Annotated in this window: 10 protein-coding genes; 8 read left to right on the top strand and 2 right to left on the bottom strand. The window is 67.3% G+C overall.

From position 1 onward, the window contains the following. Positions 1 to 109 precede the first annotated feature (109 nt). From ACTJI2_RS09115 to ACTJI2_RS09085, 7 genes are all read left to right on the top strand, one after another. Positions 110 to 544 (top strand): hotdog fold thioesterase, encoded by a 435-nt coding sequence (locus ACTJI2_RS09115; RefSeq protein ID WP_183640198.1) that lies wholly within the window; start codon positions 110 to 112, stop codon positions 542 to 544. Positions 545 to 617: 73 nt separating this feature from the next. Beyond that, positions 618 to 1,409, top strand: coding sequence for a lysophospholipid acyltransferase family protein (locus tag ACTJI2_RS09110; protein WP_183640201.1), 792 nt, complete (start codon positions 618 to 620; stop codon positions 1,407 to 1,409). Positions 1,410 to 1,466: 57 nt separating this feature from the next. Continuing rightward, a complete protein-coding gene (locus ACTJI2_RS09105) occupies positions 1,467 to 3,686 on the top strand; it encodes a M1 family metallopeptidase (protein ID WP_440841871.1) in 2,220 nt (739 codons plus the stop codon). Then, complete coding sequence (locus ACTJI2_RS09100) at positions 3,683 to 4,573, top strand: hypothetical protein (protein ID WP_192198160.1); 891 nt, start codon at positions 3,683 to 3,685, stop codon at positions 4,571 to 4,573. The genes ACTJI2_RS09105 and ACTJI2_RS09100 overlap by 4 nt, the downstream gene beginning before the upstream one ends. Positions 4,574 to 4,669: 96 nt before the next feature. Then, on the top strand, positions 4,670 to 5,662 hold the full coding sequence (locus tag ACTJI2_RS09095) for a YheT family hydrolase (RefSeq protein ID WP_440841887.1): 993 nt from the start codon (positions 4,670 to 4,672) through the stop codon (positions 5,660 to 5,662). Between the two features lie 55 nt (positions 5,663 to 5,717). Beyond that, the gene (locus tag ACTJI2_RS09090) at positions 5,718 to 6,329 is read left to right on the top strand and encodes a YbhB/YbcL family Raf kinase inhibitor-like protein (protein ID WP_183640206.1); all 612 of its coding nucleotides are present in this window, start codon (positions 5,718 to 5,720) and stop codon (positions 6,327 to 6,329) included. 12 nt (positions 6,330 to 6,341) lie between these two features. Beyond that, positions 6,342 to 6,866 carry an RDD family protein gene (locus tag ACTJI2_RS09085; protein ID WP_203322244.1) on the top strand — a complete coding sequence of 175 codons (525 nt, stop codon included), beginning with the start codon at positions 6,342 to 6,344 and terminating at the stop codon, positions 6,864 to 6,866. Between the two features lie 63 nt (positions 6,867 to 6,929). On the opposite strand, the gene ACTJI2_RS09080 is transcribed toward ACTJI2_RS09085, so the two are convergent. Together ACTJI2_RS09080 and ACTJI2_RS09075 are read right to left on the bottom strand one after the other, a co-directional pair. Then, positions 6,930 to 7,757, bottom strand: coding sequence for a DUF4377 domain-containing protein (locus ACTJI2_RS09080; RefSeq protein ID WP_440841869.1), 828 nt, complete (start codon positions 7,755 to 7,757; stop codon positions 6,930 to 6,932). Positions 7,758 to 7,897: 140 nt separating this feature from the next. Next, positions 7,898 to 8,692 (bottom strand): undecaprenyl-diphosphate phosphatase, encoded by a 795-nt coding sequence (locus ACTJI2_RS09075; protein WP_183640214.1) that lies wholly within the window; start codon positions 8,690 to 8,692, stop codon positions 7,898 to 7,900. A gap of 212 nt (positions 8,693 to 8,904) precedes the next feature. Between ACTJI2_RS09075 and glnA the strand changes: the two genes are divergently transcribed. Continuing rightward, a complete protein-coding gene (gene glnA, locus ACTJI2_RS09070) occupies positions 8,905 to 10,314 on the top strand; it encodes a type I glutamate--ammonia ligase (protein WP_141454571.1) in 1,410 nt (469 codons plus the stop codon). The last annotated feature ends 27 nt before the right edge of the window (positions 10,315 to 10,341 follow it).

Raw genomic sequence — 10,341 nt, 5'->3', positions numbered from 1 at the left:
ATCCTGTAGCGGCACCAGGCCGGCGGCGATCGCATCCGCGCAAGGCCACGACGGCGACGCTGGCCTAAACTGGCCTTCTCGCGCTCCCCCAATCAACAGGATTTCGCCCATGGCCTTTCGCCAGCCCGTCGATCTCGACGCCATCAACGCCCACGCCCGCAACAGCCTGGTCGGCCATCTGGGCATCGTGCTGACCGAGGCCGGCGCGGACTGGCTGCGCGGCACCATGCCGGTGGATGCGCGCACCCACCAGCCGTTCGGCATCCTGCATGGCGGCGCTTCGGTCGCGCTGGCCGAGACCCTGGGCAGCATGGCCGGCAACCTCACCGTGGATACCAGCCGGGAAATGGTGGTCGGGCTGGAGATCAACGCCAACCACGTGCGCGCCGTACGCGAGGGCACGGTGACCGGCACCGCGCGCGCGCTGCATGTCGGCCGCAGCACCCAGGTGTGGGAAATCCGCATCGAGAACGAGGCCGGCAAGCTGGTCTGCGTCTCCCGCATCACCCTGGCGGTGGTGCCGGTGGGCGGGCCGGGCGCCTGACCTCGCCCCGGTTCCGGCGTCGCCGCGCGCCGTCTCCGTTTCGCTGAACGCGGGCATCCGGTATCGTGGGCGGATGAGCCTGACCCCCACTCCTGCCGCGGGACGCGGCGGTGTGGCGCGTGCGTTCCGCTACCTGTACCGCGTGCCGCTGCTGCTGATCCACCTGCTGGTCCTCCTGCCGCTGACCCTGCTGTCGATGGTGCCGCTCTGGGCCGGCCTGGACGTGGGCGGCGAGCGGCTGGAGCATCGCGTCGTTCGCGCCTGGTCGGCCGGGCTGATGTGGATCTTCGGTTTCCGCCTGCACCGCGAAGGCGCGCCGCTGGCGGGCGCGACCCTGTTCGTCGCCAACCACGTCAGTTGGGTCGACATCGAGATGCTGCACAGCCAGCGGATGATGGGTTTCGTCGCCAAGCGCGAAATCCGCGGCTGGCCGGTGGTGGGTTGGCTGGCCGAGCGTGGCGAGACCATCTTCCATCAGCGCGGCAGCCAGGAATCACTCGGCGGCGTGCTGCACGAAATGCTGCTGCGACTGCGCGCCGGGCGTTCGGTGGGCGTGTTTCCCGAGGGACGCACGCGCGACGGGCAGGAAGTCGGTCCGTTCCATGCGCGCATTTTCCTGGCCGCGGTCGAAGCCGAGGTGCCGGTGCAGCCGGTGGCGTTGCGCTACGGCCCGCATGCGAGCGCGCAGACCGTGGTGGCGTTCGCCCCCCGCGAGAGCTTCTTCGCCAATTTCCTGCGCCTGCTGGGCGAACCGTCGCGCGAAGCGGCGATCTGTTTCCTCGAGCCGATTCGGGTGAGCGATGTCGAAGGACGCCGGCGCATCGCCGATCTTGCCCGCGAGCGCATCATCGCGGCGATGCGGTAAGCTCGGTCGCTTCGGCGCGGGTGAGGGGCCCGCCCACGACAACTCGAAGGGGAGACCATGGCAGCACGTTGGTGGAAGGCAACGGGTCTGGTGCTTGTCGGCGCGGCGATGACCGCGCTCGCGATGGCGGACGGACCACCCAGGGCAATGCCCGCGTCTCCACCGCTTGCCGCCGCCAGCGCTCCCGAGGACGACATTCCATTCGCCGCCGCCGATGCGGCGGCGGTCAGCGTGCCGAGTTCGCCGCAGGCCTGGGGCGGGCCGCGCACCGGGCAGGAACCGACGCTTTCCGATCGCGTGGTCGACTACAGGATCCAGGTCAGCCTGGATCCCGACAAGCACACGCTCAAGGGCAAGCAGCAGCTGACCTGGCGCAACCGCAGCGATCGACCGGTGCGTTCGGTTTACCTGCACCTCTACCTCAATGCGTTCCGCAACGAGGGCAGCACCTTCTTCAGCGAGAAGCGCAACCTGGGTTTCGATTTCCGTTCCGACGTGCCGATGAAGGATGGCGAGTGGGGCTGGATCGACATGACCCGGGTCATGCAGGCCGGCGCCCCGGTGCCGCAGACCTTCGTGCAGCCGGACAACGGTCCGTCCACCGACATGACGGTGGTGCGGCTGGATCTGCCGCAGGCCGTCGCGCCCGGCGGCAGCACCACGCTGGACATCGATTTCGACGCGCAGTTGCCGCGCGTGATCGCGCGCACCGGCTACTTCGGCAGTTTCCACCTGATCGCGCAGTGGTTCCCGAAGATCGGCGTGCTGGAACTGCCAGGCGAGCGGGGCGCCACCGCGCCGCGTTGGAACGTGCACGAGTTCCACCTGCACAGCGAGTTCTACGCCGACTTCGGCAGCTACGACGTGACCCTGGACGTGCCCAGCGAATATCGCGTGGGCGCGACCGGCGAGTTGCAGGGCACGCCCACGACCGCCAACGGACGCACCCGGCATCGCTACGTCCAGCATGATGTGCACGACTTCGCCTGGACGGCGGACAAGAACTATGCCGAACCGCTGCTGGGCGACTGGACGGGTCCGGGCAGCCCTCCGGTCAAGATCCGCGTGCTGTATCCGCCGGAATTCAAGGCCAGCGCCGCGCCCGCGCTGAAGGCGACGCAGGATTCGCTGACCTATTTCTCGCGCACGCTGGGGCCGTATCCGTACCGCACCGTGACGGTGGTGATTCCGGCCCACAACGCGACCGAAGCCGGCGGCATGGAGTACCCGACCTTCTTCACCGCCGATTCGTTCGAACAGGTGCCGGCGCTGGGCCTGAACGCGCTGGCGCTGGATTTCGTCACCATCCACGAGTTCGGCCACGGCTATTTCTACGGCATCCTCGCCTCCAACGAATTCGAGGAGCCGATGCTGGACGAAGGCCTCAACGAGTACTGGGACCAGCGCATGCTGCGCGAGGCCGGCAACCGCTACGTCGTCGCGCCCGAGTGGCTGCGCCGGCTGGGCGTGCGGCCGCACCTGGGCGAGTTCGAGCTGGAGCGGCTGGGCGCGCGGCTGGATGATCCGGCCGACGGCACCGGCGCCAATTCCTGGGGCCGGCTGTCGAGCAGCAGCTATGGCGCGGTGTATTCGCGCACGGCCACGGTGATGCGGGACCTGGAAGCGCAACTGGGCACGCCGGCCATCGAAAAGGCGTTCAAGGATTATTACGCCACCTGGAAGTTCAGGCATCCCAGCATCGCGGATCTGCGCGAATCGCTGGCGGTCTCGACCGGCCGCCGCGACGTCGTCGAGCGGGTGTTCGCCCAGCAGGTGTATGCCACCCGCAAGGTCGATGATCGCATCGATCGTTTCACCAGCACCGAGGTGTTGCCGCTGGCCGGGTTCCAGATGGAAAAGGGCAAGCGCGTGGACGTGAGCGAGGCCGAACGCGACAAGCGGATCAGCCGGCAGCGCGAGGCGTGGGACAAGGCCAATCCCAAGGCCAGGCCCGGCAGCGGGCCGTTCCCGTGGCGGACCACGGTGCTGGTGCGCCGCGACGGCGCGGCGGTGCCGCAGACACTGGTGGTCACCTTCGCCGACGGCAGTCGCAAGACGGTGCAATGGGATGACGACGCGGCCTGGAAGCGGTTCGTGTGGGAGGGGCCGAGCAAGGCGGTGTCGGTGCAACTGGATCCGCAGAAGCTGCATTACCTCGACGCCAACAAGCTGGACGACAGCCGCACGCTGGAAAGCGATGGCAGCGCCGCCCGCCGCTGGAGCGCCGATTTCGCGGCGTTGTTCCAAGCCCTGCAGACCTTCCTGGTGAGCCTATGAGCACCCATTCCCGTTTCGGTTTCTGGCGCCAGTTGTTCGGCGCGTTCGGCGGCGCCCTGCAGTGGCGCGTGCTGGTGCTGTGGATGATCGCGCTCGGCGTGGTCGCGTTGATCGCGGCGTTCCCGGTCTGGCGCGCGCTGGACGGCGCGCTCGGCCACACCATCGACGCCGCCCGTCACGCGGTCGGTCTGGATGCGCTGGCACTGGCGGATCTCACCCGGGTCTTCGACAAGGACACCAGCGTGGGCTTCGGCGTGCTGGTCAGCCTGGTGTTGAGCCTGCTGCTGTCGCCCTGGCTGACCGGGGTGATGCTCGCCGGCATCCGCTACGGTCGCGCGGGACGGTTGGGCGTGCTCGCCGGCGAAGGCATGCGCGAGTATGGACGCCAGTTGCGCCTGATGATCTGGTCGCTGCTGCCGCTGGGCATCGCGATCGGCCTGGGGTCGTGGTGGATGGACATCGCCGCCACCCATGCCGAGGAAGCGGTGCTGGCTTCCAGCGCCCGCAATGGCGACCGGTTGGCGCTGGTTGGCGCGGTGCTGGTATTCATCCTCGCACACGCCGGTATCGAACTGACCCGGGCGCGCATCGCGGTGCTGGACGACACCCGCTCGGTGATCCGGGCATGGTGGCGCAGCTTCAAGCTGTTCCTGCGCCGCCCCTTCGCCGTACTGGGCCTGTACCTGCTGGTCTGCGTGATCGGCTTGGCGGTGGCGCTGGCGCTGGCGTGGCTGCGCAGCCGCGTGGCCGGCATTGGCTGGGGCGCGTTCGTGCTGGCGGTGTTCTGCGCGCAGCTGGTGGTCGCGGCGCTGGCCTGGGTCCGGCTGGCGCGCCTGCGCGCGCTGGCCGCCGTGGTCGAGGACGATGCGGCGCGCCGGGCCGCCTGACGGAACGCTGCATGCCGCCGCGCGGGGGCCGCGCGGCGGCGGTTTTGGAGCGACAATGCCGCCATCCCCTCCCACGGGCATGGCTTGCCGTCGATGTTGACCGCTGCTGACTACCGACCTCCCCGCTGGCTGCGCAATCCGCACCTGCAATCGGTGCTGGGTTCCAGCCTGATCCGCCGCAGGCGTGGCGTGCACGCGCTGCAGCGCGTCGGCGCGACGAACGCCGAGGTCATCGTCGATGGCGGCGACGGGGTGCGCCTGCAGGGTTTCCACAGCCAGGTGCCGGGACGCGCGCCGCGCGCGCTGGCGGTGCTCCTGCATGGCTGGGAAGGCAGCGCCGACTCCAGCTACATGCGGATGACCGCGGCCGAACTGCTGCTGCGCGGTTTCGACGTGTTCCGGCTGAACTTCCGCGATCACGGCGATACCCATCACCTCAACGAGGAACTGTTCCATTCCAACCGCATCGACGAGGTCGTCCATGCGGTCGGCGATGTCGCGGCCCGCTTCCCGGCCCGGCCGATGGTGCTGGCGGGCTATTCGCTGGGCGGGAACTTCGCCCTGCGGGTGGCCCTGCGCGCGCAGCAGGCCGGCCTGCCGCTGCGACGCGTGGCCGCGGTCTGCCCGTTGCTGGATCCGCACCGGACCATGGACTACATCGAGAACGGGCTGCAGATCTACGACTGGTACTTCCGTCGCAAGTGGCGCAGCTCGCTGCTGCGCAAGCGCCAGTTGTTTCCGGAACGCCACGCCTACGATGACGCCGTGCTGGCGCAGGACATGCGCGGGCTGATGCGCTGGGTGGCCGAGCGCCACACCGGTTTCGGCACCCTGGAAGCCTATTTCGATGGCTACTCGATCGCCGGCGAACGCCTGGCCGGCCTGCAGGTGCCGTCGGACATCCTGATGGCGCAGGACGATCCGGTCATCCCGTTCGAGGACTTCGAGCACTGGCACCTGCCGGCCACCGCGCATCTGGAAATCGCGCCTTGGGGCGGGCATTGCGGGTTCATCGAAAACGCCGCCTGCGACGGGTTCGCCGAGCGCTGGGTCGCCGATCGGCTGGAAGCCGCGCTGGCCGACGCCTGAGTGCCGCGCGGTTACCATGGCGGCTGAATCCAACGTCATCCAAGGAGTCCCGCGCATGCGCATCTGGAGCCGGAGTTTCGAACCCGGGCAAGCCATTCCCGCCGAATTCGCCATGGGCCAGCCGGATGGATTCGCCGGCAACCGCAATCCGCACCTGGCCTGGGATGACGTGCCGGCCGGCGCGCGCTCGTTCGCGCTGCTGTGCATCGATCCCGACGCGCCGACGGTCGCCGAGACGGTGGGCCGCGAGGACATGGAGATTCCGCACGACCAGCCGCGCGCCGATTTCGTCCACTGGACAATGATCGACATCCCGGCGGATGTGCGCGAAATCGCCGCCGGCAGTTGCAGCGACGGCGTCACCGCGCATGGAAAGGTGTCGCCACAAGGGCCTGCCGGAGCACGCCAGGGCTTGAACGACTATACCGGCTGGTTCGCCGGTGACGCGCAGATGGGTGGCGACTACCTGGGCTACGACGGTCCGTATCCGCCGTTCAACGATGCGCGCGTGCACCGCTATTTCTTCCGCCTTTACGCGCTGGACGTGGCTTCGCTGGACCTGCCGGATCGCTTCACCGCCGCGGATGTGCAGCGCGCGGTGCAGGGGCATGCGCTGGCCGAGGCCGCGGTGCAAGGAACCTACACACTCAACCCGCGACTGCGCTGAAGGAGGCGGGCCATGGAAGGTCACGACACGCAGGATCCCTATCGCGCGCCCATCGCTGCCACCGAAGTTGTGATTTCCCCGGAGGCCCTGGGTGAACCGGCGGCGAAGGTACGGCGGTTTTTCAACTGGCTCATCGACAAGGTGATGATCTGGGGCCTGGCCATGCTCGTGGGCATCCTCAATGCCACTTTCGTGGATGACACGTGGATGGCGTGGTTGATGACCGCACCCTGGTGGGTGGATTATGTGTTTGGTTGTGTACTGGTCCTGATCTACTACACGCTGATGGAAGGCCTGTTCGGCGTCACCGTCGGCAAGCTGATCACCGGCACCCGGGTGGTCGACGAACATGGCCAGCGCGTGGCGTTCCCGCGCGCGTTGCTGCGCAGCCTGTGCCGGCTGATTCCCTTCGAGATCTTCTCGCTGCTGGTCAGCGACGACGCCAATCCGCGTGGCTGGCACGACTCGCTCCCGCGCACGCGGGTGGTGATGCGCCGATCGCGGCCACCATTGCCGCCGGTGGCCGTCGCCGAATGAGGCAACAAAAAGGCCGGATCCCGACGGATCCGGCCTTTTGTTCTCCACGCTTTGCCGCGCGGCTTACTTCTTCACGTTCTCCGACTCGACCACCATGTCCAGCACGTAGGCGGTGACGGACGCGTCGGCCGGCACCGGGTTGCGCTTGAAGCGCTTCACCCGCAGCACGTTGCGGATGCCGGCTTCGTGGGTATAGCCCTCGATGTCCTCGTAGAAGTTCTGCCATTCGCCTTCGGACGATTTCACGCCCTTGTCGTCGTAGCGGATCTCGCGCACCTGCAGGCACTGCTTGTTCGGGATCAGCGGGTGGCTGCACGGCTTGGTTTCGGCCGCGACTTCAAGGAACGCCTGTTCGCCCGGGCCGCCGTAGCGGGTTTCGGCGGTGGCTTCGCCGGCAAAGGTCAGCACGTCGCCGGCCGCGTTGGTCAGGGTCAGGTGGGCTTCGTCGCCGCCCTGCACCGCGAGGGTGGAACTGCCTTCCAGGCGCTTGCCGGCTTCACCGTCCAGCGCCATCAGCTTGCTGTCGGCGCAGGCCATCTGGGTCGCTACCATCGGCGACACCGTCAGCTTGTCGCCTTCCAGGGTGTAGCCGCCGCCCATCCGGTTGCAGGTATTGCTGACGCCCAGGCGTCCCTCGGCGAAGTCGAGGGTGAGCGGGTGATCGGCGCGGGCGAACAGCGCGTCGATGCGCTTGCCCTGCGCGTCCTTGGCGTCCTGCAGGCGCCAGTGGTACGCACCGAGCGCGGCGGCGCCGGTGGGAGCGGCCGGCGTGGCGGCGACCGGAGTGGTCGCGGCGGGCGGTTCGGTGCCGGCCGGCGGCGCCGCATCCGGGGTCGGCTTGGCGCAGGCGGCCAGGGCGATCGGCAGGGCGAGCAGGATGAGTCGTTTCATGGGGTTCTCCTTGAAGGGTGACCAGTGCAAACGCGTGGACGCCTGGAACGGGGTGAAACCGGCGCGACGCCGGGCGGTACCGCTCAGGAACCGTTCGGGGAAGCGCCGATCCCCGGGTCACCGCAGGGCGCTGGTATGGCTCAGCTTCCGGCGGGCATCAACAGCAGCAGGAGCGCGCCGAAAACGATGCGGTAGAAAGCGAAGCCGGTGTAGCGGTGGGACTTGATATAGCCCAGCAACCATTTGACGACGATGAAACCGGTCATCGTGGCGGCGGCGAAGGCCAGGCCGACCTCGCCCCAGTTCTCGCTGCCGATGGCGCCGTCCTTGACCAGTTCCAGGAAGGCGTAGCTGCTGGCCGCGAACATGGTGGGGATGCCAACCAGGAACACGAACTCGGTGGCCGACGAACGCCGGCTGGTGCCGGCCAGCATCGCCATGAAAATGGCCGCGGCCGAACGCGAGGTGCCGGGAAACACGCCCGCCACGACCTGCGCCAGGCCCACCAGCACCGCCACCTTCCAGGTGATGTTGGGCTGGTCGCCGCGCTTGCCGGCGAAATGCTCGGCCACCAGCATCCACACGCCGCCGATGATCAGCGCCCAGGCGATCGGGGTCAGGGTTTCGGGCAGTTCCCAGCCGGCCAGCCGCACCGGCAGGCCGACCAGGGCGGTGACCAGGAAGGCGGTGATGATCTTGGCGATGTAGTCGCGGTTGGCCGGTTCGCGCCAGCCGCGGGCCAGTTCCCACAGGCGATCGCGGAACACCAGGGTTATGGCGAGGATGGCGCCGGCCTGGATGACGATGTTGAAGAAGTCGGAGCGATGGCCGAGCCAGCGCTCGGCGATGAGCAGGTGACCGGTGCTGGAGATGGGCAGGAATTCGGTGATGCCTTCGATGATGCCGAGCAGGAGCGCGGCGAGCAGGTCGGTCATGGGACGCGGACAGGTGGGCGGGAAGCGACAAGGATAGAGGATTCCCGATGTCACATATTGGTGCGTTGCTTGCTAAGTTGGCACCACAAAGGTGCATTCCGCCAATGCGAGGTGAATTTCAGTCCTTTAAAAACAATCGCTTATCGGATTCCTTGGGTTGGCACACTGTTTGCTGAAGAGAAGGCACGTTCCTACCAACCCGAGGTTCCAAGATGTCTGCGGACAATGTTGAAAAGCTGATCAAGGACAACAAGGTCGAGTTCGTCGACCTGCGTTTCGCGGACGTCCGCGGCGTGCAGCATCACGTCACCTTCCCGGTCAACATCGTGGAGCCCTCGCTGTTCGAGGACGGCAAGATGTTCGACGGCAGCTCGATCGCCGGCTGGAAGGGCATCAACGAATCCGACATGGTGCTGCTGCCCGACGCCAGCACCGCCTTCCTGGACCCGTTCACCGCCGATCCGACCATCGTGCTGACCTGCGACGTGCTGGATCCGGCCACCATGCAGGGTTATTCGCGCTGCCCGCGCGGCGTCGCCAAGCGCGCCGAGGCCTACCTGAAGTCCAGCGGCATCGCCGACCAGGCGTTCTTCGGCCCGGAACCGGAATTCTTCATCTTCGACTCCGTGCGCTACGCCAATGAAATGGGCCACACCTTCTTCAAGATCGATTCCGAGGAAGCGGCCTGGAACAGCGGCACCAAGTACGAGGGCGGCAACAGTGGCTATCGTCCGGGCGTGAAGGGTGGCTACTTCCCGGTCGCCCCGGCCGACACCCTGCACGACATCCGCGCCGAAATGTGCAAGACCCTGGAGCAGGTCGGCATCGAAGTCGAAGTGCACCACCACGAAGTCGCCACCGCCGGCCAGTGCGAAATCGGCACCAAGTTCAACTCGCTGGTCAAGAAGGCCGACGAGCTGCTGACGATGAAGTACATCATCAAGAACGTGGCCTTCCGCAACGGCAAGACCGCGACCTTCATGCCCAAGCCGATCGTCGGCGACAACGGCAGCGGCATGCACGTGCACCAGTCGCTGGCCAAGGGCGGCACCAACCTGTTCTCCGGCGACGGCTACGGCGGCCTGTCGCAGATGGCACTGTGGTACATCGGCGGCATCTTCAAGCACGCCCGCGCGATCAACGCCTTCACCAACTCGGGCACCAACAGCTACAAGCGCCTGGTGCCGGGCTTCGAGGCGCCGGTGATGCTGGCTTATTCGGCCCGCAACCGTTCGGCTTCCTGCCGCATTCCGTGGGTGTCCAACCCGAAGGCGCGCCGCATCGAGATCCGTTTCCCGGATCCGCTGCAGACCGGCTACCTGACCTTCGCCGCGCTGATGATGGCCGGCCTGGACGGCATCAGGAACCAGATCGATCCGGGCGCGCCCAGCGACAAGGACCTGTACGACCTGCCGCCGGAAGAAGAGAAGAACATCCCGCAGGTCTGCTCCAGCCTCGACCAGGCGCTGGAAGCGCTGGACAAGGACCGCGACTTCCTCAAGGCCGGCGGCGTGTTCAGCGACGACTTCATCGATGGCTACATCGCGCTGAAGATGCAGGAAGTGACCAAGTTCCGCGCGGCCACGCACCCGCTGGAATACCAGCTGTACTACGGCAACTGAGCAACCGCGGCGATGGCGACGGAATCC

The organism is Pseudoxanthomonas sp. 22568 (assembly GCF_052044485.1).
GTDB classification, from domain to species: Bacteria; Pseudomonadota; Gammaproteobacteria; order Xanthomonadales; family Xanthomonadaceae; genus Pseudoxanthomonas_A; species Pseudoxanthomonas_A beigongshangi.
This window is presented reverse-complemented; position numbering and strand designations above follow the sequence as displayed.